Origin of the sequence: Duganella sp. Leaf61 (assembly GCF_001421905.1) — a bacterium.
Lineage (GTDB): Bacteria > Pseudomonadota > Gammaproteobacteria > Burkholderiales > Burkholderiaceae_D > Rugamonas > Rugamonas zoogloeoides.
On the sequence record NZ_LMLM01000001.1, the window covers coordinates 113564 to 139553 of the forward strand.

Annotated in this window: 17 protein-coding genes, 1 tRNA gene and 1 pseudogene; 8 read left to right on the forward strand and 11 right to left on the reverse strand. The window is 64.3% G+C overall.

Annotated elements, in window-relative coordinates; all coding sequences use genetic code 11:
* Nucleotides 1–15 precede the first annotated feature (15 nt).
* From ASF04_RS00540 to ASF04_RS00575, 8 genes are all read right to left on the reverse strand, one after another.
* Nucleotides 16–1158 (reverse strand): sugar ABC transporter permease, encoded by a 1143-nt coding sequence (locus ASF04_RS00540; protein WP_056138348.1) that lies wholly within the window; start codon nt 1156–1158, stop codon nt 16–18.
* Between the two features lie 20 nt (nt 1159–1178).
* Complete coding sequence (xylG, locus tag ASF04_RS00545; protein WP_056137433.1) at nt 1179–2699, reverse strand: D-xylose ABC transporter ATP-binding protein; 1521 nt, start codon at nt 2697–2699, stop codon at nt 1179–1181.
* A gap of 82 nt (nt 2700–2781) precedes the next feature.
* Nucleotides 2782–3786 carry a D-xylose ABC transporter substrate-binding protein gene (gene xylF, locus ASF04_RS00550; RefSeq protein ID WP_056137435.1) on the reverse strand — a complete coding sequence of 335 codons (1005 nt, stop codon included), beginning with the start codon at nt 3784–3786 and terminating at the stop codon, nt 2782–2784.
* 57 nt (nt 3787–3843) lie between these two features.
* Nucleotides 3844–5634: an IlvD/Edd family dehydratase gene (locus ASF04_RS00555; RefSeq protein WP_056138349.1), complete on the reverse strand. Its 1791-nt coding sequence runs from the start codon at nt 5632–5634 to the stop codon at nt 3844–3846.
* A gap of 49 nt (nt 5635–5683) precedes the next feature.
* Nucleotides 5684–7639 carry an SDR family oxidoreductase gene (locus tag ASF04_RS28645; protein WP_156368498.1) on the reverse strand — a complete coding sequence of 652 codons (1956 nt, stop codon included), beginning with the start codon at nt 7637–7639 and terminating at the stop codon, nt 5684–5686.
* 98 nt (nt 7640–7737) lie between these two features.
* Nucleotides 7738–8952, reverse strand: coding sequence for a DNA-binding transcriptional regulator (locus ASF04_RS00565; RefSeq protein WP_056137439.1), 1215 nt, complete (start codon nt 8950–8952; stop codon nt 7738–7740).
* Nucleotides 8953–9095: 143 nt separating this feature from the next.
* Nucleotides 9096–12647, reverse strand: a complete 3552-nt coding sequence (locus ASF04_RS00570) for a GDSL-type esterase/lipase family protein (RefSeq protein ID WP_056137441.1) — start codon at nt 12645–12647, stop codon at nt 9096–9098.
* Between the two features lie 130 nt (nt 12648–12777).
* Nucleotides 12778–13215: a hypothetical protein gene (locus ASF04_RS00575; RefSeq protein WP_019921643.1), complete on the reverse strand. Its 438-nt coding sequence runs from the start codon at nt 13213–13215 to the stop codon at nt 12778–12780.
* Nucleotides 13216–13333: 118 nt separating this feature from the next.
* Between ASF04_RS00575 and ASF04_RS00580 the strand changes: the two are divergent.
* The 6 genes and pseudogenes from ASF04_RS00580 to soxR all read left to right on the forward strand — a co-directional run.
* Nucleotides 13334–13735: pseudogene (locus tag ASF04_RS00580) on the forward strand (nitric oxide dioxygenase); the annotation flags it as partial.
* Nucleotides 13736–13848: 113 nt separating this feature from the next.
* Nucleotides 13849–15423 carry a glycoside hydrolase gene (locus ASF04_RS00585; protein ID WP_056137444.1) on the forward strand — a complete coding sequence of 525 codons (1575 nt, stop codon included), beginning with the start codon at nt 13849–13851 and terminating at the stop codon, nt 15421–15423.
* Between the two features lie 213 nt (nt 15424–15636).
* A complete protein-coding gene (locus tag ASF04_RS00590) occupies nt 15637–17352 on the forward strand; it encodes a methyl-accepting chemotaxis protein (protein WP_056137446.1) in 1716 nt (571 codons plus the stop codon).
* Between the two features lie 124 nt (nt 17353–17476).
* Nucleotides 17477–17920 carry a YeeE/YedE family protein gene (locus ASF04_RS00595; RefSeq protein WP_056137448.1) on the forward strand — a complete coding sequence of 148 codons (444 nt, stop codon included), beginning with the start codon at nt 17477–17479 and terminating at the stop codon, nt 17918–17920.
* Nucleotides 17921–17929: 9 nt separating this feature from the next.
* Nucleotides 17930–18346, forward strand: coding sequence for a DUF6691 family protein (locus ASF04_RS00600; protein WP_056137452.1), 417 nt, complete (start codon nt 17930–17932; stop codon nt 18344–18346).
* Nucleotides 18343–18807, forward strand: a complete 465-nt coding sequence (gene soxR, locus ASF04_RS00605; protein WP_056138350.1) for a redox-sensitive transcriptional activator SoxR — start codon at nt 18343–18345, stop codon at nt 18805–18807. Before ASF04_RS00600 ends, soxR begins: the two co-directional genes overlap by 4 nt.
* Before the next feature lie 11 nt (nt 18808–18818).
* Here soxR and ASF04_RS00610 read toward each other — a convergent pair whose 3' ends face one another.
* Together ASF04_RS00610 and ASF04_RS00615 are read right to left on the reverse strand one after the other, a co-directional pair.
* Nucleotides 18819–19625: an oxidoreductase gene (locus tag ASF04_RS00610; RefSeq protein WP_056137455.1), complete on the reverse strand. Its 807-nt coding sequence runs from the start codon at nt 19623–19625 to the stop codon at nt 18819–18821.
* A gap of 164 nt (nt 19626–19789) precedes the next feature.
* Complete coding sequence (locus tag ASF04_RS00615; protein ID WP_056137457.1) at nt 19790–21715, reverse strand: ATP-binding protein; 1926 nt, start codon at nt 21713–21715, stop codon at nt 19790–19792.
* A gap of 247 nt (nt 21716–21962) precedes the next feature.
* On the opposite strand from ASF04_RS00615, the gene ASF04_RS00620 reads away from it, so the two are divergent.
* Nucleotides 21963–23264, forward strand: a complete 1302-nt coding sequence (locus ASF04_RS00620) for a PQQ-dependent sugar dehydrogenase (RefSeq protein WP_229204873.1) — start codon at nt 21963–21965, stop codon at nt 23262–23264.
* Nucleotides 23265–23493: 229 nt separating this feature from the next.
* On the opposite strand, the gene ASF04_RS00625 is transcribed toward ASF04_RS00620, so the two are convergent.
* A tRNA-Ser gene (locus ASF04_RS00625) sits at nt 23494–23583 on the reverse strand.
* Between the two features lie 306 nt (nt 23584–23889).
* Here ASF04_RS00625 and ASF04_RS00630 point away from each other — a divergent pair.
* A complete protein-coding gene (locus tag ASF04_RS00630; RefSeq protein ID WP_056137459.1) occupies nt 23890–25938 on the forward strand; it encodes a PAS domain-containing sensor histidine kinase in 2049 nt (682 codons plus the stop codon).
* Nucleotides 25939–25990: the final 52 nt, after the last annotated feature.

Below are 25990 nucleotides of genomic sequence, written 5' to 3' on the forward strand. Positions count from 1 at the left end.
TACGCGACAAATGAACTATCTGCGCGCTGAACGTGTGGCCACGTCCACCCACACCGCCAGCGTCAGAATCGCGCCCTTGACGATCATCTGCCAGTAGCTGTCCACGTCCAGCATCGACATGCCGTTGTCCAGGCTGGCCATCACCAGCGCGCCGATCAGCGCCCCGTACACGGTGCCGGAGCCGCCGCGCATCGAGGTGCCGCCGATGAAGCAGGCGGCGATTGCATCGAGCTCGCCCGACGTGCCGGCCGACGGCGAGCCGGCGGCCAGGCGCGCGGTGTTGATCAGGCCCGCCAGCGCGCACATCAACCCCATCAAGCCGAAGATCCAGAGCTTGACCGCCTGCACGTTCACACCGGACAGCCGGGTCGCCTCCATGTTGCTGCCCACCGCGTAGATGCGGCGGCCGAACACGGTCTGGGTGGCCACGTAGCTGAAGATGCCCAGCAGCGCCAGCAACAGCAGCACCGGCAACGGAATGCCCTCGTAGCTGTTCAGGGTGCGTACGAACGCGAACAGCACGGCACCAATCGCGGCCAGGCGCAGCGCGTCCTGCCATACCGGGTGTACCGGCAAACCGTGGCGCGCCAGGCTGGCGCGCTGGCGCAGCGTGAGCACCGCCGCCAGCGCAAACAGCGCGACACCGAGCACCACGCCCATCTGCGGCGACAGGTAGCCCTGCCCCAGGTGTACCAGCGGTTCCGACACCGGCGCCACGGTCGAACCGCCGGTCACACCGAGCACGATGCCGCGATAGGCCAGCATGCCGCCCAGCCCCACGATGAACGACGGTATGCCCTTGTAGGCCGTGAGGTAGCCGTTGAACAGGCCCAGTACCAGGCCGCACGCCAGCACCACGGCGATGGTGGCCGGCAGCGGCATGCCGTGCGTGACATCGAGCACCGCCGCGATGCCGCCCAGCAGGCCAAGCAGCGAGCCGACCGACAGGTCGATCTCGCCGGCGATGATGACGAACGCCATGCCGCAGGCGACGATGCCGGTCACCGCCATCTGCCGCATCAGGTTCGAGAGATTGCGCGGCGAGGTAAAACCGCCCTCGGTCTTCCAGCTGAAGAAGGCCCAGATGATGGCGATCGCGATCAAGAGCGCCAGGATTTTATACTGCGTGAACAGTTGTTTGAGATTGGTGGTTTGCATGGGTTCTTTGTACTCGGGGTTCAATGCGTAAGTGCTGCCGCCAGCACGGTTTCCTGGCTCAGGTTGTCGTTGACGAAATCGCCGCGCAGCTTTCCTTCTCCCATCACCAGCACGCGGTCGGACACGCCGAGCACCTCGGCCAGTTCCGACGACACCATGATGATGGACATGCCCTGCGCGGCCAGTTCCAGCATCAGCTTGTAGATTTCGAACTTGGCGCCCACGTCCACGCCGCGCGTCGGTTCATCGAGGATCAGCACCTTCGGGCGGGTCAGCAGCATCTTGGACAGCACGGCCTTTTGCTGGTTGCCGCCCGAGAGCGACGTGATCGACAGGAACGGGCTGGCCGTCTTCAGTCCCAGGCGGGCGATTTCCTCGCTCACCACCGCCAGTTCGGCCTCGCGGTCGATGCGCGTGAAGCGCGCAAAGCGCCCCAGCACCGACAAGGTGATGTTCTGGCCCACGTCCATGTCGCGCACGATGCCGTGGTGCTTGCGGTCTTCGGGCACCAGCGCCAGCCCGCAGCGGATCGCCTTCAATGGCGTGCGGCTGTCGATGCGCCGGCCGTCGAGCCACACCTCGGCCTCGCAGCGGCCCGGGTAGGCGCCGAACAGCGCCGTCACCAGCTCGGTACGGCCCGCGCCCACCAGGCCGGCGATGCCGAGGATCTCGCCCCGGCGCAGCGAGAACGAGACGTTATCGACCTTCCGGCGCTCGGGACGATCGACGTCCCAGCAGGTGACGTTGCGCGCTTCGAACACCACCTCGCCCGGCGTGCGTTCGAGCGACGGATACATCTGGCTCATCTCGCGGCCCACCATCTGGGCGATGATCTGGTTGACGTCCATCTTGTCCATCGGCGTGGTGGCGATGTGCTTGCCGTCGCGGATCACCACGATGGTGTCGCAGATCGCTTCCACTTCGTCGAGCTTGTGCGAGATGTACACGCACGCCACGCCCTTGGCTTTCAGGCCGCGCACGATGTCGAGCAATACCGCGATTTCGTTGGCGGTGAGCGACGACGACGGCTCGTCGAGGATCAGCACGCGGGCGTTCTTGTTGAGCGCCTTGGCAATCTCGATCAGCTGCTGGTGGCCGCCGCCGTAGGTCGATACCGGCAGCACCACGTTGACGTCGTTCAGATTGAGTTCCTTGAGCAGCGCTTCGGCGCGCTGGTTCATGGCCGGATAATCCATGCGCCCGCCGGGCAGCGTGATCTCGTTGCCGAGGAAGAGATTTTCAGTGACCGACAGCTCGGGCACCAGCATCAGTTCCTGGTGGATGATGACGATGCCGGCCGCCTCGCTCTCGCGGATCGAGTGCGCTTCGAGCGGCTTGCCGTCCATTAAAATCTGGCCGTCCCAGGTGCCATGCGGGTACACGGCGGACAGCACTTTCATCAGCGTCGATTTGCCGGCGCCGTTCTCGCCGCACAAGCCGATGCACTCACCCGGCATCAGGGTCAGGTCAATGCCGTCGAGCGCGGGGACACCGCCAAATTTTTTGGCGATGCCCTTCATTTCTAGCAAATAGCCGGACATACAAAGTTCTCGCAGAGGTGGTGATGGGAGGGCATGCGGCGCATGCCCTCCGGGCGCAGGCAGCGCCCTGTCTTGATATGGCTTACTTGGCGGCCAGCTGGGCCTTGGTGTAGAAGCCGTCGGTGACGACGGTATCGACGTTGGCCTTGGTCAGCAAGGTCGGTTCCAGCAGGCGCGTATCGACCTGTTTGAAGCCGTTGTTGATCTTGGCGTTGAAGGCCGGCTTCTCGCCGCGCACCAGCTGGATCGACAGGTTGGCCGCCTCGGTGGCGATCAGCTTCAATGGCTTGTAGACCGTCATGGTCTGGGTGCCGGCGATCACGCGGCGCACGCCGGCCAGATCGGCATCCTGGCCCGACACGGCCACCTTGCCGTCGAGTTTTTGCGAGGCCAGCGCCTGCACTGCGCCACCGGCGGTGGCATCGTTGGACGCGACCACGGCATCGAGCTTGTTGCCATTGGCGGTCAGGGCGTTTTCGATGATCGACATCGCCTCGGACGGGCTCCAGTCCTTCACCCACTGCTTGCCGATGACCTTGATGTCGCCCTTGTCGATCAGCGGCTGCAGCACGGCCAGCTGGCCTTCGCGCAGCATCTTGGCGTTGTTGTCGGTAGGGGCACCGCCCAGCAGGTAGTAATTGCCCTTCGGTTTGACGGCCAGCACGCCCTTGGCCTGCAGCTCGCCCACCTTTTTATTATCGAAAGAGATGTAGGCATCGACATCGGCATTGAGAATCAGACGGTCGTACGACACCACCTTGATCTTGGCCTTTTTCGCTTCGCGGATGGCGTTGTTGAGCACCGTGGCGTTGTACGGCACGATGACCAGCACATCGACACCGCGCGAAATCAGGTTTTCGATCTGGGCGATCTGGCGCTGCTCGCTGGCGTCGGCCGATTGCACGAACACCTTGGCGCCCTGCTTCTCGGCGGCGGCGACAAAGTAGTCGCGGTCGCGCGCCCAGCGCTCGAGGCGCAGGTCGTCGATCGAGAAGCCGATTTTCGGGTTCTTGGCGTCCGCCATGGCGTTGCCGCCTGCGCACACCAGCATGACCGCGACGGCGGCGGAAGTAAGTAATTTTTTCATTTGCTTTGTCTCCTGTGAGTATTCGGTGAACGCCGGGTCTGCGCCCGGCTGTGGTTCCTAGTGGTTGTGGCGCGGCAGGGTGTCGGCCACTGCGCGGTATGGTACCGCCAGTTCCATCACCGCACCATGTTCCATCTGGCCTACCGTGCTGCGGTAAATTTCCTGCCACGGCGTCTGGCTGGCAGGGTAGGCAGGAATCTCGCCTTTCTTGCGTTCTTCCCATTCCGCTGCCGGCACCAGCGCATCGCACTGGCCGGCGTTCAGATCGACGCGGATACGGTCGCCGGTGCGCAGCCACGCCAGGCCGCCGCCCACGGCACTTTCGGGCGATGCATTGAGGATCGACGGGCTGTCGGACGTGCCGGACTGGCGGCCGTCGCCCAGCGTCGGCAGCCAGTTGATGCCGCGCTTGACCAGCGCATCGGGCGGCTGCATGTTGACCACCTCGGCCGAACCGGGCCAGCCCACCGGGCCGGCGCCACGGATGACCAAAATGCAGTCTTCATCGATTTCCAAAGCCGGATCGTTGATGCGGGCGTGGTAGTCGCCGGAACCGTCGAACACGATGGCGCGGCACTCGAAAACGTTTTCTCGACCAGGCTCGCTCAGATACCGCGCGCGGAAGGCTTCCGAAATCACCGACGTTTTCATGATGGCGAAATCGAACAGGTTGCCCTTCAAAACGAAGAAGCCGGCGTCGGCTTTCAGTGGTGCCGCAAACGGGTAGATCACTTCGCGGTCCACGGTCTCGCGCCCCGCCAGGTTTTCGCGCATGGTGCGGCCGGTGACGGTGGCGCGGTCCGAGCGCAGCATGCCCTGCTGCTCCAGTTCCCACATCACGGCCGGCACGCCGCCGGCGCGGTGGAAACGCTCGCCGAGGAATTTACCGGCCGGCTGCATATTGAGCAGCAGCGGCACGGCATGGCCGTATTCCATCCAGTCGCTCGATTTGAGTTCCACACCGGCGTGGCGCGCCATGGCGACGATGTGCTGCTGGGCGTTGGTGGAGCCGCCAATCGCTGCGTTGGTGACGATGGCGTCGAGGAAGGCGTCGCGCGTGAGGATGCTCGATGGCTTGATGTCGCGCTTGGCCATCTCCACGATGCGGCGACCGGTCTCGTAGGCCATCTGGCCCCGTTCACGATACGGCGCAGGAATCGCCGAGCAGCCTGTGAGCGACATGCCCAGCGCTTCGGCAATCGCGTTCATGGTCGATGCCGTGCCCATGGTGTTGCAGTGCCCTGCCGACGGCGCCGAAGCGGCCGCGATCTGCAGGAATTTTTCGTTGTCGATGGTGCCGGCGGCCAGTTGGCGGCGCCCCTTCCAGATCGCCGCGCCGGAACCGGCCAGCTCGCCCTCGAACCAGCCGTCGAGCATCGGTCCGCCGGACAGCACGATGGCGGGGATATCGACGGTCGATGCGGCCATCACCTGCGCTGGCGTGGTCTTGTCGCAGCCGGTGGTGAGCACCACCGCGTCGATCGGGTAGCCGTGCAAAATTTCGACCAGGCCCAGGTAGGCCAGGTTGCGGTCGATGGCGGCGGTGGGCCGGCGGCAGTTCTCGAAAATCGGGTGCAGCGGGAACTCCATGGCGATGCCGCCCGCGTCGCGGATGCCGTCGCGCACGCGCTTGGCCAGCTCCAGGTGGATGCGGTTGCACGGGCTGATGTCGCTGCCGCTCTGGGCGATGCCGATGATCGGGCGGCCCGAGCGCAGCTCTTCCGGCGTGATCCCGTAGTTCATGAAGCGCTCGAGGTACAGCGCGGTCATGTCGATGTGGTCGGGATTGTCGAACCAGTCCTGCGAGCGGTAGCGGCGCGGCGCTTCGCCGACGACGCGCTTGCTCATGTCGTTCACCTCGCTGAGGTCATTGCTCATTTTGTCTTGGCTCATCGCGTTACGCTCCGTACCAGCCGGCATCGACATAGTAATCTCGGCCGCTGCAACGGCGAGCGCTGTCGGATGCGAGGAACAGCGCCAGCGCCGCCACGTCGTCGACCTCCACGCGTGCTTTGAGGCATTGACCGGCCAGGATACGCTGTTCCTCTTCCGGCGTGTGCCACAGCGCTTCCTGGCGCGGCGTGCGCACGCCGCCGGGCACGATGCAGTTGACGCGCACATTGTGCGGTCCCAGGTCGCGGGCCAGGCCGCGCGTCATGCCTTCGATGGCTGCCTTGGCGGTCATGTACAGGGTCAGGTCCGGCAGCGCCAGGTGCCACGAGATCGAACCGAAGTTCAGGATCACGCCATCGCCTTGCGCCTGCATGGCGGGCGCCACGGCCTGGGCGCAGAAGTACTGGTGGCGCAGGTTGACGGCCATGCGGTTTTCCCAGTACTGCGGGGTGACCTCGGCCAGCGAGTGGCGGTCGTCGTTGGCGGCGTTGTTGATCAGGACATCGACCGGGCCGATGGCGGCAAACACTTTCGCCACCGTCTCCAGGTTGGTCAGGTCGCATGGCAGGTACACCGGCGGCACGGCCAGGCCGGCCAGATTGGCTTCCAGTGCGCGCGAATCGGCATCGGCGATGTCGAGGAAGTGCACGCGCGCCCCCTGGCGGGCAAACGCTTCCACCATGCCGGCGCCGATACCGCTGCCGCCACCGGTGACGACCACGCGCTTGCCGGCCAGGCTAGGGTAAACCGGCTGCTCGAACGTGGTGCCCGATTTCGGTTGCGCGGCGCTCGGCGCGGCAACAGCCGTGCCGCGAGCCTGGTTGAGCAGCGCGCGGGTGCCGTATGTCCACGGCGTGATCTGGTCGCTGCGCTGCACGGTGTTGACCAGCGCGCCCAGCGACGGCGTGGCGATAGTGACGCGGTCGCCCAGGTGGTGCGTAAAGCCGCCGCCGGCCGCATCGCGGTCCTTGATCGGCGAGAACATCGTCCCCAGGAACAGCATGAAGCCGTCCGGGTACTGGTGGTGCGGGCCGCAGGTCTGGGCGACCAGGTCGAGCGGATCGCGGCTGATTTCGCGCATGCGGCTGCTGCCTTCCAGGCGGAAGTCGTCGTCATGGCCTTCGATCAGCATGCGCACTTCGGCGTTGCGCACGGTGTCGATGGTGAAGTGTTCGTCGAACAGGCGGATGAACGGGCCGATCGCGCACGAGCCGTTGTTGTCCTTGGCCTTGCCCAGCAACAGGGCGCTGCGGCCTTCGATGTCGCGCAGGTTGACGTCGTTGCCCAGCGTGGCGCCGCGCACCTGGGCGCGGCTGTTGACGGCCAGGACGATTTCCGGCTCGGGGTTGTTCCATTTCGAATCCGGGTGCAGACCGACGTCGGCGCCGCTGGCGACGGACGCCATCGGCTGCGACTTGGAAAAGACTTCGGCGTCCTTGCCGATGCCTACTTCCATGTACTGCGACCAGATGCCGCGCGCGATCAGGCTTTCCTTGAGCTTTTGCGCTTCGTCCGAACCGGGGCGGATCGCCGACAGGTCGGAGCCGATGATGGTCTGGATCTCGGCGCGCAGTTCGGCGGCGCGGGCAGGAACGCCCTTGGCCTGCTCTTCGATCACGCGTTCCAGCAGGCTGACGGCAAACGTCACGCCGCAGGCTTTCACGGCCTGCAGGTCGCAGGGCGCCAGCAGTTGCGGGCCGTTGTTACCGGCGTTGCGGTCGATTGCACGAGCGAGCAGTTGCTGCACCGGGCCGAGCGACGGGCCGGGCGCGCTGCGCGCGATGTCGAGGGCGTCGTCGCGCTCGAGCAGGTCCGACATGGTATGGGCATGGCCGGAGATGTCGAACACCTCGCCATTGCGTACCGCGACCACGCAGGGGCCATCATGACACCACACACGGCCTACCATCACTGCGCGGCTCAAGTCGTCCGGCAGCATTGCATTGATATTATTTTCCAAGGTCTCTCTCTCTCCAGGCATGCAGGCAAACTGCGAGAGGATTTTGACCCGATTCCCCGGGGGCGGCAATTATGAAACTCACCAAGCGCGGTCATGATTTACGCGCAGGCCTGCTCCTGGCCTGCCTTGGCCCGATCTCTGGCCTGATCTTTGGCTTGATCCTGGTATGCGCGCGGCGTGCACCCGAGCTCCCGCTTGAATACCGCGTGCATATACTGCACCGACGTGAAGCCGCAACTGAGCGCCACGTCCGAGATCGACCGGTCGCCCCGGGCCAGCATCTCGGTCGCCGCGTCGAGCTTGAAGCGCAGGATCACGTCGTGCACGCTGCAATCGAGCTCCTGGCGGAAGTACGATTCCAGCGACGAGCGCGAAATGCCGACGTACTCGGCCACCTGGTGGGTCTTGATGCCCTGGCACGCATACTGGCGGATGAAGTGCCGCGCGCGCATCACGTGCGGGTGCTTGGGCGCTTCGTGGCGGGTGGACGTCTGGATATTGATGCCGATCGGCGGCACCAGCACGCGCGTGCCCTGCAGGCGCGCCCCGTGCAGCATCTGGTCGAGCAGCTGGGCGGCGGTGCGGCCCATCTCCTGCGCGCCCTGGATCACGGAGCTGAGCGGAATACGGGTGAGCATGCGCGCCAGCGGGTCGTTGTCGATGCCGATCAGCGCCACCTGCTCCGGCACCTCGATGCCGGCGATGATACAGGCCTGCATCAGCTGGCGCGCGCGGGCGTCGGTCACGGCGATGATGCCGACCGGCTTGGGCAGGCTGTGCAGCCACTGGATCTGCTGTTCCACCGCTTCGTCCCAGGCGGCGGCGCTGGTGCCCAGGCCGCGATAGACCTGTGCTTCCATCTTGTCTTCGGCCATCAGGGTGCGGAACCCCTTTTCGCGCTCCTGGGCCCAGCGGTTTTCCTGCGCCTCCGGCAGGCTGAACATGGCGAAATTGCGCAGGCCCGCTTCGATCAGGTGGTCGCGCGCCAGTTTGATCAGTTTGAAGTTATCGGTGGCCACGTAGGGTACGCGGCTGTCGGGATAGCTGCTGTCGTCGGCGTACGAGCCGCCCACGGCCACGACCGGGATGCGGCTGCGCGACAGGGCCGCCGCCACGGCGGGGTCGTCGAAATCGGCGATGATGCCGTCGCCATGCCAGCTCTCGAGGCCGGACAGGCGCAGGCGAAAATCCTCTTCCAGGAACAAATCCCAGGCGGCACGGGTGCTGCCCAGGTATGCGGCCACGCCGGCGATGATTTCGCGGTCGAAAATCTTGTTTGCGTTAAATAACAGTGCGATACGATGAGACTTCATCTGCATCTTCAACCACCTCTATCGGGACGACACAATCCAGCACGCCAGATTTTTGGCGCGACGGGTATTGTGACATGGTTCCGTCACGAACTGAGGAATTCAGGCGAAATCTTGTTACTTTGTACAAACGCCTGTTGCAGGATTCAGTTGACTGGCGGTTTTTCTCCCTTGCTGTCGGCAGGCCGGCCAAAAACGATGCCACGGCCGGCGGTGCTCATGTACACCACGCCGAAGGTATTTGCGTCGCCCACGACGAACTGGGCGTCGCCCGGGCCGCCGTATTGGTGCTGGTCGTCGTTGATGCGCAGCCATGTCGTGGCGGTATCACTCGCGCCGGCATCGGTCGAGCGGAACACGCCGCGCACGCCACCTACCGTGCCCCAGATGTACACGGCGGGATAGCCGGCGCCCGGCGCCGCCTTGCCGAAGCCGACGGCGGCCGCGTAAGTGACGCCCGGCAGGCTGGCGAACGTGGCGCCGGCATCGACCGAGCGCACCAGGCCGCCGTCGTACAGCGGCACCCACACGTCACCCAACCGTCCCGGCGCCGCGCGCACCACGGCCCGCGCTTGCGTGGCCGACGCCAGCGTGGCGGCCGGCGCAAACGAGGCGCCGCCGTCGCGGCTGACCAGGAACGTGGCACCCTGCACCGCGTAGTAGCGTTTCGCGTCCATGGGATCGGCCACCGGCCGCGCGCCGTTCAATCCTGCTACCTGCGACCAGCTGTCGCCACCATCGCGGCTGTAGTAGCTGGTGGCGGATTTTTCCGGGCTGTGGACGATGGTGGCGCCATCGGCGCTCAGCGCCAGTTGCCCTTTCTCGCCATGCAGTTTGGCGGTCTTTTTCCAGGTCACGCCCATGTCGCGCGAGACGTACATGGCGCTGCCCACGCGCGCCACCACGTTCGGATTTTGCGCCGCAAAGTCCAGTCCCCAGGTGGTGCCCATGCTGGGCGTGTGGATCGGCGAGTACTGCGTGACATCGCTGTGACGGAAGCCGTCGTAATCGCCGATGGCCGAAATCACCGGCCCACCAGGGATGCTGACCAGGTTGAGCGGTACGGATTCCTCGATACCATCGTCATCGAACTGCCAGACCGCCGGTTTGGCGTGAACATCGGTGGACTTGAACAGGCCATTGCCGGAGACGACCATCACCGAGCGGGCATCGAACGGATCGAACTCGATGCTGGCGGCCCAGTGCATGAAGCTGCCGCCGATCCAGCTGACGCCGTTCGGATCTATTTTCACGCCCTGATCGACGATGCTGCTCCAGCTTTTGCCGCCGTCGATCGTCTCGAAGAACTGGTCGCCCATGCGGCCCTTGGAGTAGCGGTAGTAATTGATGGTGGAGACGATCATGCGCTGCGGGTTGGCCGGATCGACGGTAATGCCGGCGTAGGCGCGGTTGAGCGGCGGCGAGATGTCGCGCCATTTGCCGGCCGCGATATCGTAGCGCCACACGCCACCCTCCTCCAGGCCTTCGCCGTTGGCGACGTCGCCCCACGGACCGGCGCCCTTGGCAAACGTGACCACCAGGCCGCCGTCCGCCAGCACCGCGCGGTGCGGCATCAGGTGTGCCGGGCCACCGGCCATCGGCGTGAAGGTGCGGCCGGCGTCGTTGGACAAATACATGTTCGGACCGTTCTTGCCGAAGCGCGAGACGCCGGCGAACAGGCGCTGCGTTGCGCCGTCTTTTTTGCTGGACGGATCGAGCACCACGAAGCTCACGCCGTTCTTGTTGGGCGGCGTGGTGGTGACGTCCAGGCCCGCCAGGTGCTGCCACGTCAGGCCTTCATCGACGCTCTTGAACATGCCGTTGGCGCGCGTGCCGATATAAAGAATTTTGCCGTTGGCCGGATCGACTTGCAGCTTCTCGCCGTTACCGCGCCCCATGCCGTTGCCGTGGATTTTGAACTGGCTGGTGACGTCGATTCTTGTGAAGGTGTCGCCGTAGTCGTCGGACTTGAGGATGGCGCTGGCGCCGCCGTTCAGGTACTCGATGCCGGTGGACAGATAGAGCTTGTTCGGTGACGCCGGATCGGTGGCGATCGACTCCACGCCCATGATGCCGGTCTCCTTGTCGGACACCCAGTCCATCAACGCGACCCAGCGCCCGCTGGCGGCATTGCGGCGATAGGCGCCACCGACGTCGGTGCGCAGGTAGATCAGGTCTTTTTGTGTTTTGCTGGGGATGATGCCGGAGATGAAGCCGCTGCCGCCGATGGCGACCGGGCGCCAGGCGTAGCCGGCGCCAGAAGTGGCATTACCGCTGGCTGCCTGGGCTCTCGCTGCGCTGACAGTGGCAGCACCGGCACTTTGCCCGCCCAGCAATTTATCGAGCGTCGGCGCCATTTCCCGCGCCCAGATCTCGTAACCCTTCTGGTTCGGATGCAGCAGATCCGGCATGATGTCCTTCGACAGCGTGCCATCCGGCGCCAGGAACGATGCGCCGATATCGAGGTAGAACACGTGGCGATTGTCCGCGTAACCGGCAATGATGGCGTTGACCTGGTCATTAAGGCGCCGCTCCGCATCGTCGGCCGTGGCGCCGCGCGGGAAGATCGCCAGCAGCAGGATTTTGGTGTCCGGCAGGCGCTGGCGCAGTTCGTCGATATTGCGCTTGATGCCGGCTGCCGTGGTCACCGGATTTTCCTTGCGATGGCCGGTGTTGTTGGTGCCGAACATGAGCACCGCTACCTTCGGCGCGAGGCCATCGACCTCGCCGTGCTGCAGCCGCCACAGGACGTTTTCGGTGCGGTCGCCGCCGAAGCCCAGCGCCAGCGCATCGAGCGGCTTGTAATACTGCCGGAAGACTGGCGCACCGCTCTTTTCCCAACCCTCGGTGATCGAGTCGCCGATGAATACCACCTGCGCCTTTTTGCCCAAGGCAGCGGCCTCCTTGAGCTTTTGTTCGTGGCGGCCGGTCCACCAGCCGATGGACCACGATTCGTTGAGTTTATCGGGCGTGACCGACGCGGTGCGGTAGTCGGGACATGCCATGGTCGGCCTGGCCTGCCGGATGAAACGCACATTGGCGATGGACACCTTGCCGGCGCCGGTGGCCTCCAGCGCGAACGGCAGCTTGACGGCGGAAAAATCGGCGCCATCGCGCACGAAGCAGCTCATTGCATACGACAGTTTTTGCCAGCCCTTGCCCTGCGCCGCGCGCGCCGGCACCACGTACGAGACGGCGCGATGGCACTGATCGCCGCAGCCAACCTTGAAGGCCAGGCCGCCATTGGCCAGTTCATCGACCTTGACATCCAGCGCCAGCACGCCGCGTTCCACGTATGGCCGCAAGTCGAGCGGCTGGCCGCCATCGACGCGCAACGCGGCGTACCAGGCGTCCTTCCATTGCAGGGCGATTTCCTTGCCGGTGCGGGTGGCGATGACCTGGCGCGTGGGCGTGCCGGGCGGCGGCGTGACCGCGGCGGTGGCGCCGGCCAGCACGCTGCTCGATTCGGAATCGGCGACGGTGAGGTGGAAGCCGGCAGGCGGCGCGCCGTTATAGATCGTCAGTTGCCTGGGCGCGGCTGGCAGCGCTGCGGACTGAGTTGCGGCCAGCGCAGTGCTGAAGCCGGTACCGGATCCGGCGCAGACGAAAGCACATGCCAGTGCGCTCGCAAACACAGCGCGCGCGCTGGCGTGCGCGTTCGCAAACAAGGCGCGCGCGCGGCGGGAGAAATACGTCATCGATTGTCTCGCTTGGGTTTTATTTTGCGTTCATTCTGCAAGCAGCTACCGGCTGCCGCAATTGCGAAATTCACCAAGCGGACGAATGATATTGGCCGCACCGCCCATAACGCGCAGCGGCCAGGAGGATTCAGGGATTAATGGAGGCGATGACCAGCACGTCGGACGGATCGTTCCTGCCATTGGTGGCCAGGGTGAACGCGGCCACGCCGGCCGGCCCTTCGCCGTTGCTGCCGGAGAGCAGGTTGAAGTCGCCGGCGCCGCCTTGCGCATCGGGCGTGCCATAAGCGAGGCCGCCACTGCCGCCGGTCTGGCCGATCAGCGGCTGCGAGAAGTCGAGCGGGAAGCCGGCGTAGAACTGCACCGCGTTGAAATCGTCCTTGCCGAAGGTGCCATTGCCGGCGCGCGCGCCCTGCACGGTCACAGTCAGGTCCTGGACCTGGGCGATGGGAATGGAGCCGCCCGGGGTGGTGGTCACCAGGTCGGTATCGAGCGTGATGACGGCGGTGGCGCTGCCAAGGCTGCCGGGGGCAGCGGTCCAGGTGGCGGTGAGCGTGCGGATGGCCATGGTATTCCTCTCTTGAGACGCGCCGGGCTGGCGAAGACTTATGAATATAGTATTTCCATCCGCCGTTGTAAATGACAATTCAACCGGACACGCCCGACACATTCGCCCCATCTTTAAGCGGCCGGTAGTCTTAATCAGCGGCGGCGTGGGCATCACGCCCACCCTGGCCATGCTGACCGCCGCGCTGCGCGCCAACCGCACCGTGCACTTCATCCACGCCGCCCGCAACGGCCAGGTGTACGCGTTCCGCGAGCATATCGAAACACTGGCCGGCCAGTACCCCAAACTGCACCATCATTTCTGCTATGCGGCGCACGACGGCACCGGTGCGGCGCCGCACGCCACCGGTTACCTCGATCAAGAGCTGCTGGCGCAATGGCTGCCGTCCAACGATGTCGATGCCTACTTCCTCGGGCCCACTGCCTTCATGCACAGCGTGAAAGCCAGCCTGCGTGCGCTGGGCGTGCCGGATGCGCAGGCGCGGTACGAATTCTTCGGTCCCGCCGAAGCGATGCTGTAACCGTTTGGCGAATTTCGTAACCGCGAAAACGCATTTTCAGTGTTGCGGCGACCAGGCGTCTCTCTCAGAATGGTGCACCCCATGGACATGGTGCTACCAATGGAGAGAGACAAATGCAAACCAAAAAAATCGCGCAACTGACATTATTGGCCGCCGCCGTCCTGGCGCCGGCATACACCCTCGCGCAGGACCGCGTCATCGACGTCAACGTCAAACAGGTAGCCGGCCCGCTGCCGGCCACCTTCAATTTTGCCGTGGGCGCCGGCCGTGCCAACGAAGGCCTGCGCGCCGACTGGCAGCAGCAGCTTGCCGAGATCAAGCGCGACGCCGGCTTCAAATACATCCGCATGCACGGCCTGCTCACCGACGACATGGGCGTGTATCGTATCGATGCGCAGGGCAAGGAACATTACAACTTCCAGTACATCGACGCGCTGTACGACTATCTGCTGAGCATCAAGGTCAAACCGTTCGTGGAACTGGGCTTCATGCCGTCGCAAATGGCCAGCGGCGACAAGACCATTTTCTGGTGGCGCGGGAACGTCACGCCGCCCAAGAGCTACGAAGCGTGGGAGCGGCTGGTGAAGGCGCTCACCGCGCACTGGACCGAGCGCTATGGCGCCGACGAAGTGGCCAGCTGGTACTTCGAGGTGTGGAACGAGCCTAACCTGGATGGCTTCTGGGCCGGCACCCAGGATGAATACTTCAAACTGTATGCGCACGCCGCGCGCGCCATCAAGAGCGTGGATGCACGCTACCGCGTGGGCGGTCCCGCCACCGCCGGCGCCGCGTGGATCCCCGAGACCATCGCCTACGCCGACAAGAACAAGGTGCCGCTCGATTTCGTCAGCACCCACACCTACGGCGTGGGCCAAGGCTTCCTCGACGAATACGGCACCACCGGCACGGTTCTGCTCAAGGACGATGGGGGGATCAGCAACGACGTGCTGCGCAACCGCCAGGAGATCGGCGCGTCCGCCATGCCCAAGCTGGAGCTGCACTATACCGAGTGGAGTTCGTCGTACACGCCGTCCGATCCTTCGCACGACAGCTATCACCAGGCCGCGTACATCCTGCAAAAGCTCAAGCAGGTAGGTACGGCCGCACAGTCGATGTCGTACTGGGTCTTCACCGATATTTTCGAGGAAGCGGGACCGCGCATCGAAGCGTTCCACGGTGGCTTCGGCTTGATGAACACGCAGGGCATCAAGAAGCCCGCTTATTTTGCGTACCAGTTCCTCAATCAGCTGGCGCCGAACGAATTGAAAAACACCGACGCCCGCTCGTACGCCACCGCCGACGCCAGAGGCAACGCGCAAGTGCTGCTGTGGGATTACACCTATACCCTGCCGGAGAAGATCAACAACCAGCAGTACTTCGTCCAGGACTTGCCAGCGAGGGACAAGGGCAAGGTGGCGGTGAACGTGGGCGGGCTGAAACCGGGCGCCTACACGCTGACCGTTTCGCAAGTGGGCTACCAGCGCAACGACGCCTATACCGGCTACATTAAAATGGGTTCGCCCAAACAGCTGACCCGCCCGCAAGTGACGACACTGAAGGCCATGGCCACCGGCAAACCATCGGAGCAAAAGACCGTGCGGGTGGGCGCCGACGGACGCTTTTCCACCAGCCTGCCGCTGCGCGAGAACGATGTCTATCTGCTCGATTTGCAGCAGGCGAAACGCTAGCGGGCTGGGCACTAGCGTAATAACAACGCCTGACTACCAATAATCAGCATTCATCAACAATATCTTGCCCTGGGACAATTAGTTAAATAAACTCGTCTGCAACCGTTTAACTGATGTTCCAGGCGCCCCGCCCCGCTCCTGGTCTGCGCGCTTACAGTCGTCCCCTCGCCCTCGGGATTCCGTCCCACCTTGCACTACCTACGGCGAAAAGACATGAATATCTCGAATTTAAAAATCGGCACCCGGCTTGCTGCCGGCTTCGGCATCGTACTGTTGTTGCTGGTGATGGTCGCCGCGATGGCGATCAGCCGCATCCAGAGCATCAACGCCGCCACCGACACCATGCTGGAAGACCGCTATGTGAAGGTCATGCTGACCAAGTCGATCCAGGATGAAGTCAACGCCCAGGCCAGGTTCATCCGCAATGCAACCATCGGCGCCAATGACCCGGCCGAGGTGACGTCATCACTTGCCAAGCTGGAAGATTCGGTTCAAAAGAACACCAGGGCGCTGGAGCAATTCAAGGGCATGATCAATAGCGACGAAGGCAGGCGCCTGTTCGACGTACTGACTGAAACACGCGGCGGCTATGCCCAGGCGCGTGAGGCCGCGGTCAAACTGCTGCGCGACGGCCAGGCCGAAGCGGCAGGCCAGTACGTGCTGAAAAATTTGCGCCCACCGCAAAACAAATTCTTCGACGCGCTGAAGACGATGGTGGCGTTCCAGGAAAAACTGATGCAGGATTCGGCCGATGAGGCCCGCAACCACGGCAGCGTCGCCATCAAGTCCACGCTGATTCTCTCTGCCATCGCGGCGCTCGCTGCAATCGTCATCGGCGTGATCATCACGCGCTCGATCACCATTCCCGTCAACCGCGCGGTGGACGTGGCGCGCACCGTGGCGGCGGGCGACCTGACCAGCCGCATCACGGTCACGTCCAAAGACGAGATCGGCATGTTGCTGGCCTCGCTGGCGGAAATGAACGACAACCTCAAGAAAATCGTCGGCGAAGTGCGCAACGGTACCGAGGAAATCGCCACGGCCACCACTGAAGTCGCTACCGGAAATATGGACCTGTCCTCGCGCACCGAAGAACAGGCCAGCGCGCTGGAAGAAACCGCGTCGTCGATGGAAGAACTGACCTCCACCGTCAAGCAGAACAGCGAGAACGCGCGTCAGGCCAACCAGCTGGCGCAGTCCGCTGCGGCAGTTGCCGTGCGTGGTGGTGACGTGGTGTCGCAGGTCGTCGCCACCATGGAGTCGATCAACACGTCCGCCAGCAAGATCGTCGATATCATCTCGGTGATCGACGGTATTGCCTTCCAGACCAACATCCTGGCGCTGAATGCAGCGGTGGAAGCGGCGCGCGCCGGTGAACAGGGCCGCGGCTTCGCGGTCGTGGCGTCGGAAGTGCGCAACCTGGCGCAGCGTTCGGCCAGCGCGGCCAAGGAAATCAAGGTGCTGATCGGCGACTCGGTGGAAAAAGTGGAAGCCGGTAACAAGCTGGTGAGCACCGCCGGCACGACCATGGACGAAGTGGTGGCCAGCGTGCACAAGCTCACCAGCATCGTCGGCGAAATCACGACCGCCAGCCGCGAACAGGAAATGGGCATCGAACAGATCAACGAAGCGATCACGTCGATGGACACCGTGACCCAGCAGAACGCCGCGCTGGTGGAAGAAGCAGCAGCGGCCACGTCGGCCCTGCAGGAACAGGCCGGCAAGCTGGCGCAGGCAGTGAGCGTGTTCAAGCTGGACGAGATGGCCTCACCCGCCACGGCGGCGCCGGTGCGCAAGATGACGCGGCCGGTGGCTGCGCTCAAACCGGCTGTCAAAGCGCCGGTGCGGCAACTGGCCAGCGCACCGAAACCCGCCCCGGCAACCAAATTCTCCAGCCAGGTCAAGGAAGCCGAGTGGGAAGAGTTTTGAGGTAATTGTTCGAGCTGATCGTCGCTTTCGGAAATGCCGCACGGTGCCAGCCGTCGCGGCATTTTTCTTGCCCGGTGCACCTTGCAGGAACCCGCTACAATTTGATCCCTTCGAAAGGTTTCTCATGACGATAGACTGGATCAACTTCGCACCGTGGAGCGCGCTGGCCGGCGGCCTGCTGATCGGCGCCGCCTGCGCCGCACTGATTTTATTCAACGGCAAAATCGCCGGCATCAGCGGCGTGCTGGGCGGCTTGCTCGGTGGCCTCTTCAAGCCGGCGCGCGGCGACATCGGCTGGCGCGCGGCCCTTATTGGCGGGCTGGTCGTCGCACCCGTAATCTATGCATTGACGGCGCCCCTGCCGGCCGTCACGATAGCCGCAGATAACGTCGTGCTGATCGCAGCCGGCCTGCTGGTGGGCCTGGGCACGCGCTACGGCGCCGGCTGCACCAGCGGCCACGGCGTGTGCGGCCTCTCGCGCCGCTCGCCGCGTTCGATGGTGGCCACGGCCATCTTCATGCTGGCCGGCTTCGTTACCGTGTACCTCGTGCGCCACGTGCTGGCCTAGGAGCGCACCATGCAAATATTAATCTCCTTGTTGGTGGGCCTGGTGTTCGGCCTGGGCCTGATCGTCTCCGGCATGACCGACCCGGCGCGGGTACTCGGTTTTCTCGACCTGGCCGGACTGTGGAACCCGTCGCTGGCATTCGTGATGGGCGGCGCCATCGCGGTCGCGTTGCCGGCGTTCGTGGTGGCGGCCAGGCGCCAGCGCACCTTGACCGGCGCGCCACTGCAACTGCCCACCGCCACCCGCATCGACCGCCGCCTGGTACTGGGCGCGCTGGCCTTCGGCGCCGGCTGGGGATTGGCCGGCCTGTGCCCCGGCCCGGCCCTGGCGCTGATTGCCACCGGCAATGGCAAGGTGCTGGTGTTTGTGGCGAGCATGCTGGTGGGGATGGGGATTTTCGAGGTGGTGGAGCGATGGCGCCGATGAACAGGATCGATCCGGAGAAAACCCAGCTGACCGTGGGCGACGTGGCCAGCCGCAGCGGCGTGGCGGTATCGACCGTGCACTTTTACGAATCCAAGGGCTTGATCAAGGGCTGGCGCACCGAGGGCAACCAGCGCCGCTACGGGCGCAGCGTGCTGCGGCAGATCGCCGTGATCAAGGTGGCGCAACGCACCGGCATCCCGCTCGAGACCATCAGCGCGTACCTCAAAAAACTGCCGCAAGACCGCATCATCAGCGCCAGGGAGTGGCGCAAGCTGGGCGAGGATTTCCGCGCCGAACTCGACGACCGAATCGCCCGCCTGACGCGGCTGCGCGATGAACTCGATGGTTGCATCGGGTGCGGGTGCCTGTCCACTACCGAGTGCCCGCTGCGCAACGGCGACGATGCACTGGGCGCGACTGGGCTGGGGGCGGTACTGCTCGAGCGCCCGTTCGGGCCATGACCGCGCGGCGCCTAGCCAAGCCCGAACTGTTTCCTCAAGCTCGCATCCACCGGGCCTGCCGGCATAAACCGGCGTAACTTGCTCAACAGCGATGCCGAACCTGGCGGCGTTTTGCGCATCTGCCATTTACCCAGCGCAGCCTCGACGATGGTCGCCGCCACGCTGTCGGGCGCGGGCGCCTTGTTGATTTCCCGCGCCACCGCAGCAGCAGACGCAGTGCGCTCGCGATCGTACGCGGCGATGGTAGAGTTGGCGGTGGGCGAATTGGCCTCCAGGCTGGTCTTGGCGTACGCCGGTTCGACCAGCGTGACGCGAATGCCGAACTGGCGCACCTCGTGGTCGAGCGACTCGGACAGCCCCTCGAGCGCATGTTTCGATGCCGAGTACAGCCCCATGTACGGCGACGGCAGAAACCCTAGAACCGAGCTGATGTTAACGATCCGCCCCGCGCCCAGCGCCCGCATCTGCGGCAGCACGGCGTGGATGGTGCGCATGGCGCCGAAGACATTGGTCTCGAACATGACGTGCGCTTCGGCGATGCTGGTCTCCTCCACGGCGCCGGTCATATTCACACCGGCGTTGTTGACCAACACATCGATGCGGCTGGCGCGGCCGATGATGTCGGCAACGGCGCGCTGCACTGAGTCGGTGTCGCGCACGTCCATCGCCACCAGCGTCACGCCTGGCAATGGCACTGCCGTGGCGAGGTTGCGCACGGTGCCGAACACCTGGCAGCCGTGCCGGGCAAACTGCATGGCGGCCGTGCGGCCGATGCCGGACGAAACGCCGGTCACCAGTACTACCTTGGGGGTCGTCATGATATTTCCTTTCAAATCGAATGAAGTGCAGTTCGCGCAAAATATGACGATCATCATATTTTTACGAAAAAAGTAGGGGTGCTGCGACCCACCCACTTTTATGACGACCATCATATATTAGTTTGTGTTTCCGTGTATACCTAAATCTGGCGCGCCCCGCCGCGTCAGGCGCTGGCACCCCCAGCAACTTTCAAGGTCAGCGTAAATGTACTGCCCTGGCCTGCGCCAGCGCTGTGTGCGGCTACCTGGCCGCCGTGCAACGCGACGACTTCCCGCACCAGCGCCAGGCCGATACCAAGTCCGCCCTCGGACCGGTCCGTCGAGCGCTCGGCCTGGACGAACAGATCGAAGATCCGGGGCAGCAGCTGCGCGTCGATGCCGATGCCGTTGTCGCGCACCGCGATCGAGACGACCTGCCCGTGCCGCGCAATGTTGACGTCAATGCGGCCGCCGGGCGGCGTATATTTCGCAGCGTTGTTGAGCAAATTGACCAGCACCTGCGTCAGCCGTACCGGGTCGCCGACGATGGCCGCGCCACCGGCGTGACCGCTCGTCGTCAACACGTGCCGGTGGGCCGCGACCAGCGGTTGCGACTGTTCCATGGCAGCAGCAACAATCCCCATCGGGTCGATCACTGCCGTTTCGAGCTCGATCAGTCCGTGGGTCACGCGCGAGACGTCGAGCAGGCTGTCCACCAGCGCGGTCAGGTGGCGCACCTGCCGGCCGATCATCTGGCCCGACCTGCGCACCAGCGCTTCATCGGACGGCTTCAATTGCAGCAGGTGCGCTGCGGAAGTGATCGGCGCCAGCGGGTTGCGCAGCTCGTGGGCCAGCATGGCGAGGAATTCGTCCTTGCGACCATCCTGCTCCTGCAATGAACAGTAGAGCCTGGCGTTCTCGAACCCGGTGGCAGCGATCGACGCCAGCTGCATCAGGATGGCTTCGTCCTCGACCGTGAAATCGCCATCGATCTTGTCCACCGCTTCGATCAGGCCGAGATGTTTGCCGGCACGGTCGATCAGGGGCACCGCCAGGCGGCCAGATGCAGGCACAGGCGCGGCGGGTGCGTAGTGCTCCGATTGCGACACGGCATTGACCGTCACCACGCCGGTTCCGGCATCGGCCAGCGAGATGATGGCCTGGTGCGCCCCCAGGGTTGCGCGCACTTCCGTCACCAGCGTCTTTGCGATCTCATCGGTCGAAAGTATCTTATGCAAGGTGCGCGCCGCCTGCGCAACCTTGCCGAGCAGCGCGCTGGTGTGCTGCTCGCGATCGAGCCGCTGTGCCAGCACCAGTTTGGCCATGACCATCTCGTGGATATCGGTGTTGGCCCCGATCCATTCGCGTACCGAGCCGTCGGCCGCCAGGATGGGCACGCCCTTGACGGCGGTCCAGCGGTAGTTGCCGTCCGTGCGCCGTATCCGGTAACTGGTTTCAAACACGGAGCGCGCCGCCACGCAGGTGTGCCACAGCGCCTCGGTGGGCGCGCGGTCATCGGGATGCAGGGCGTCGAGCCAGCCGAATTCCTTCCACTGCTCGTAGGTCTGCCCGGTGAATGCGCGCCACGACGGCGAATCTTCGAGCACGCGGCCATCGGCCGTGTTGGTCCACACGATTTGCGAGGTAGCCATCACGAGCGAGCGGAACCGTTCTTCGCGCAGGCGCAGCGCATTCTCGCTCTCTACCCGCTCGGTAATGTCTTCATGCATCAGCATCACTTCGACGATATTGCCCTCGCCATCCTTGATCGGATGCGCGCGCGCGGTCACCCAGCGCGCCGGCCCCTCGCCGCCAAGCGCACTGACGTCATAGCGGGCCGCCGGGATCTTCACCGACTCCCCCCCGACAGCACTGCGAAGCAGCACCGCGATACCGCTCTCGACCAGTTGCGGATCGGTCAGCACGTTGTAATCAGCGCTGAAAACGAAGTCGCGCAAGGCCGTGCCCTCATGAATTTGCCACAGGTTTTCCCAGGCCTTGTTTACCCGGATCGTGCGCCCGTCCGGTGCCAGGATCTGGATGCTGACCGGCGCCTGTTCGAAGAGCTCCTGGTAACGGCGCAGGGAGAATTGGGGCGTAGCGGTCGGCATGGGGGTGACTTTCAGGGCGGGGGATGCATGATGGCACAGATTGGCCGAGTCAGTGTACGGCCTCCGCCAAATAAGGCTCGCTATCGGGCACCATCGTGCCCAGCGTCTTCTGCGAAAGTTTTACGCGGGCCTGGGCGCGGTTTGTATCGATTTTCTGCCAGAGCGTATCGCCCTTTGCTGCATCCACCGGCCGCGACCAGTGGCGCGTCTGCAATGGGAGTTTTGCTCTACACTTCCCGAAGTTTCTATGGACCAGCAGGGCCGCGAAGCTCAAGCCGGCGCGCGGCCGATCCGAACGCTCGGTGAAGCCGGAATCGCTGTGCTGGCAAAGCCGCACCTGAACGGGCGCGAGGCGGCATACGTTTCGTCCCAACAAGCTGGCATCAATTCCACCGATGGAGATCTGGAAAACATGAATTTGAAAAAGCTCGGCGTTGCCACCACTTTCTCGCTCACCCTGCTCGCGCTCGCTGCTGTCCCGATGGTCGCGAACGCGCAGGCCGGTGCATCCGCGACCGGCGGCCTGCCTTTCGAGGTCAAGCCGGTCGGCACCTTCAAGAACCCCTGGGCCCTGGCGTTCCTGCCCAACGGCAATGTGCTGGTGACGCAAAAAGAGGGAACGCTGATCCTGTTCGATCCCGCCACCGGCACCAGGCGCACAGTGTCCGGCACACCCGCCGTCAGCAGCAAGGGCCAGGGCGCGCTCATGGACATCGTGCCCGCGCCCGATTTCGCAACCAGCAAGCTGGTCTACTTCAGCTACTCCGAAGCGAGTACCGGTGCCAACAGCCGGGTCGTGCTCGCCACCGCGACACTGGATCTGGCAGGCGGCACGCTCAAGGATACAAAAGCCATTTTCCGCGGCCAGGAAGCTTCGACTGGCGGGCACTATTCGGGCCGTATCGGCTTCTCGCCAGATGGCAAGTATCTGTTCTTCACCAGTGGCGACCGCCAGCTTCTCGAGCCGGCGCAGGATCCCAAGTCGACGCTCGGCAAGGTGCTGCGCCTGAACCTCGACGGCACGCCGGCCACCGGCAACCCGCTCGCGGCCAAGGGCTTCGATGCAGCCATCTGGTCGTATGGTCACCGCAACCTGCTGGGCATCGCCTTCGACAAGCAGGGGCGCCTGTGGGAAATGGAAATGGGACCGCGTCACGGCGACGAGATCAACCTGATCAAGCCAGGCCTCAACTACGGCTGGCCGAAGGTGTCGAATGGCAACCACTATGACGGCCGGGACATCCCCGACCATGCGCCCGGCGACGGCTTCGAGGCCCCGAAAGTGTCCTGGAATCCGGCCATCTCACCAGGCGGCCTCGCCTACTACGATGCGGACCTGTTCCCGAAGTGGAAAAATTCGCTCTTTATCACCGGTCTCTCGGGCAAATCGCTGGACCGTATCGCCCTCGACGGCGAGAACGCAACTAAAAAGGATCATTGGGACATGGGCGAACGCATCCGCGCCGTACGCACCGGGCCGGATGGCGCGCTGTGGCTGCTGGAAGACGGTTCGAGCGGCCGGCTGCTGATGCTCACACCGAAGAAGTAAGACAACGATTGCTCCAAATCGAAAAGCTTGATCAGGTGTAAACCGCGCGCCCTCCGCGCGCGAAGCCACCGATCGCGCGGCGGCAAATGGGCGATTCGAAGCGGCACGCCCCTGCAGGGGCGAGGCCTTCGAATTCCCCTCGCAGAGCGCGCAGGCGCTCTGCCTCTCTCCGGCACGAAAGAAATGCAAAAAGGCCACCCGAGGGTGGCCTTTTTTACATTTCTATTCCTGGCGGAGAGAGGGGGATTCGAACCCCCGATAGGTTTGACCCTATACACGCTTTCCAGGCGTGCGACTTCAACCGCTCATCCACCTCTCCTGCAACTCTTCCCCTCTCGGAGAAGCCGCAGATTATAGCAAGAAATCCACACAGCACCAACTTTATTTGGCAACTTCCTCAGTGATAGCGAATTCATAAGCTACAATATCGAGGTCTCTGCCCGATGCCGCTTTGCGGCCCACACCTGCGTGGCTGCGACCCCGACCTCTGCCTGGTCCCTGATCCCGCCCTGGCTACCGCTTTTCCGCGTGTAAACGCGCGAGCGTGTTGCATGCAACAACTCCTAACAACGTTACCGTGCGCCCTACCCGGGCGCCGGCAAGCATCGGGTTTCAGAGATCAGTCATGACCAGTTCGCTCTCCTTTCTTGATAATGGTGGTGCAGTCGGCGCCTTGATGCGCGCCCATGACTGGACCGCCACGGCGCTGGGCGATCCTCACGCCTGGCCGCAATCGCTGCGCACTTCCATCTCGACCTGCCTCAACTCCCCCATTCTTGGCACCGTGCTGTGGGGTCCCGAACTGCGCATGTTCTACAACGATGCCTATGCCGAATCGCTGGCCGACCGCCATCCGGCCGCACTGGGCCAGCCGGTTGCCAGCGTGTGGGGCAGCGCCTGGGATAAAGTGGCGCCCGATTTTCATCGGGCCATGGCGACCGGCCTGGGCTTCTCGCACAATTATGTCGAGCTGATGATTTACCGCCACGGCCGGCGCGAGAAAACCTTCTGGAACTTTGCCGCCGCGCCCATCGTTGGCGAGGACGGCTCGGTCGTCGGCCTGCTCAACCAGGGGCAGGAGATTACCGAACAGGTCCGCAAGGACCGCGAGATTCACACCGCCCAGGCCACCCTGGTGCGTACCGTCGATGAGCGCACGCGCGATCGCAATCGCCTGTGGGAACTGTCGGCGGACATCATGCTGCGCTGCGGTTTCGATGGCCGCATCAATACCGTCAATCCGGCGTGGCACGACGTGCTGGGCCTGGACGAAAGCGAGCTGGTTGGCGCCAACCTGCTTGACCATATCCATCCCGACGATATCAACCGCACCGCCGATGCCGCGCGCATTCTGGCCGAGGGTGGCGCGCTCACGCGCTTCGATAACCGCTACCGCCACCAGGATGGCAGCTACCGCTGGATTTCGTGGTCGATCCGGCCCGATGCCGAGAACATCTATGCGGTCGGCCGCGATGTCACCGCCGAGAAGGAGCAAGCCGAATTGCTGCGCTCGGCCGAAGATGCGCTGCGCCAGGCGCAGAAGATGGAGGCGGTCGGCCAGCTGACCGGCGGGCTGGCGCATGATTTCAACAACCTGCTGGCCGGCATCCAGGGCAGCCTCGACATGATCGCCCAGCGCATCGGCCAGGGCCGCTATGGCGACATCAAGCGCTATGTCGATGTGGGCAGCGACGCGGCCAAGCGCGCGGCGTCGCTTACCCACCGGCTGCTGGCCTTCTCGCGCCAGCAAACGCTCGATCCCAAGCCCACCGATGTCAACCGCCTGGTGCGCGGCATGGAAGACCTGGTGCGGCGCACCGTGGGGCCCGCCGTGCAGGTGGAGGCGCATGGTCCCGACGATTTGTGGACCGCGCTGGTCGATCCGTCACAGCTGGAAAATTCTCTGCTCAACCTGTGCATCAACGCGCGCGACGCCATGCCCGAAGGCGGCCATATCCGCATTGCCACCGCCAACCACTGGCTCGACGGCGAAGCGGCCGAGGCCGACGATTTGCCGGCCGGCGAATACCTGTCGCTCAGCGTGCAGGATACCGGCACCGGCATCGCGCCGGAGGTGATCGCGCGCGTGTTCGAACCGTTCTTCACCACCAAGCAGGTCGGCGAAGGCACCGGGCTCGGCTTGTCGATGGTGTATGGCTTTGCCAAGCAGTCGGGCGGCCACGTGCGCATCTATTCGGAGCCGGGCGTGGGCACCACCGTCTGCATCTACCTGCCGCGCCACGACGGCGTGGCCGATGCTGGCGACACCGGCCAGAAAACCTCCACCGTGGCGCGCGATGTCCGCAGCGCCACCGTGCTGGTGGTCGATGACGAGCCGAGCGTACGCCTGCTGATCGCCGATATATTGGCCGACCTCGGTTGCACCGTCTTGCAGGCGGGTGACAGCGCCGCCGGCCTGGCGGTGCTCGAATCGGGCGCGCCGATCGATTTGCTGGTGAGCGATATCGGCCTGCCCGGGGGCATGAACGGGCGCCAAATGGCGGAGCGGGGAATGCGGATCAAGCCGCGCTTGCGCGTGCTGTTCCTGACCGGGTATGCGGAAGCTGCCGTGCTGGGCAACGGCAAGCTGGCCGAAGGCATGGCCGTGATGACCAAGCCGTTCGATATCGATGTGCTGTCGGAGCGGGTGGCCGAAATGCTGGCCGGCGCCTGAACCATCTTCGTCGGCCGGCATGGCGAAGATGGCGGCGGCGCTGCCGCCACCA

Excerpts from the sequence above, each read along its gene's own strand:
- ASF04_RS00575 (WP_019921643.1), bottom strand. The coding sequence starts at position 13,215 with ATGGCCATCCGCACGCTCACCGCCACCTGGACCGCTGCCCCCGGCAGC.
- ASF04_RS00565 (WP_056137439.1), bottom strand. The coding sequence starts at position 8,952 with ATGAAGTCTCATCGTATCGCACTGTTATTTAACGCAAACAAGATTTTC.
- ASF04_RS00630 (WP_056137459.1), top strand. The coding sequence starts at position 23,890 with ATGACCAGTTCGCTCTCCTTTCTTGATAATGGTGGTGCAGTCGGCGCC.
- ASF04_RS00615 (WP_056137457.1), bottom strand. The coding sequence starts at position 21,715 with ATGCCGACCGCTACGCCCCAATTCTCCCTGCGCCGTTACCAGGAGCTC.
- ASF04_RS00570 (WP_056137441.1), bottom strand. The coding sequence starts at position 12,647 with ATGACGTATTTCTCCCGCCGCGCGCGCGCCTTGTTTGCGAACGCGCAC.
- soxR (WP_056138350.1), top strand. The coding sequence starts at position 18,343 with ATGAACAGGATCGATCCGGAGAAAACCCAGCTGACCGTGGGCGACGTG.
- ASF04_RS00590 (WP_056137446.1), top strand. The coding sequence starts at position 15,637 with ATGAATATCTCGAATTTAAAAATCGGCACCCGGCTTGCTGCCGGCTTC.
- ASF04_RS00555 (WP_056138349.1), bottom strand. The coding sequence starts at position 5,634 with ATGAGCAAGCGCGTCGTCGGCGAAGCGCCGCGCCGCTACCGCTCGCAG.
- ASF04_RS00610 (WP_056137455.1), bottom strand. The coding sequence starts at position 19,625 with ATGACGACCCCCAAGGTAGTACTGGTGACCGGCGTTTCGTCCGGCATC.
- ASF04_RS00595 (WP_056137448.1), top strand. The coding sequence starts at position 17,477 with ATGACGATAGACTGGATCAACTTCGCACCGTGGAGCGCGCTGGCCGGC.
- ASF04_RS00600 (WP_056137452.1), top strand. The coding sequence starts at position 17,930 with ATGCAAATATTAATCTCCTTGTTGGTGGGCCTGGTGTTCGGCCTGGGC.
- ASF04_RS00585 (WP_056137444.1), top strand. The coding sequence starts at position 13,849 with ATGCAAACCAAAAAAATCGCGCAACTGACATTATTGGCCGCCGCCGTC.
- ASF04_RS00540 (WP_056138348.1), bottom strand. The coding sequence starts at position 1,158 with ATGCAAACCACCAATCTCAAACAACTGTTCACGCAGTATAAAATCCTG.
- ASF04_RS00620 (WP_229204873.1), top strand. The coding sequence starts at position 21,963 with ATGGACCAGCAGGGCCGCGAAGCTCAAGCCGGCGCGCGGCCGATCCGA.
- xylG (WP_056137433.1), bottom strand. The coding sequence starts at position 2,699 with ATGTCCGGCTATTTGCTAGAAATGAAGGGCATCGCCAAAAAATTTGGC.
- xylF (WP_056137435.1), bottom strand. The coding sequence starts at position 3,786 with ATGAAAAAATTACTTACTTCCGCCGCCGTCGCGGTCATGCTGGTGTGC.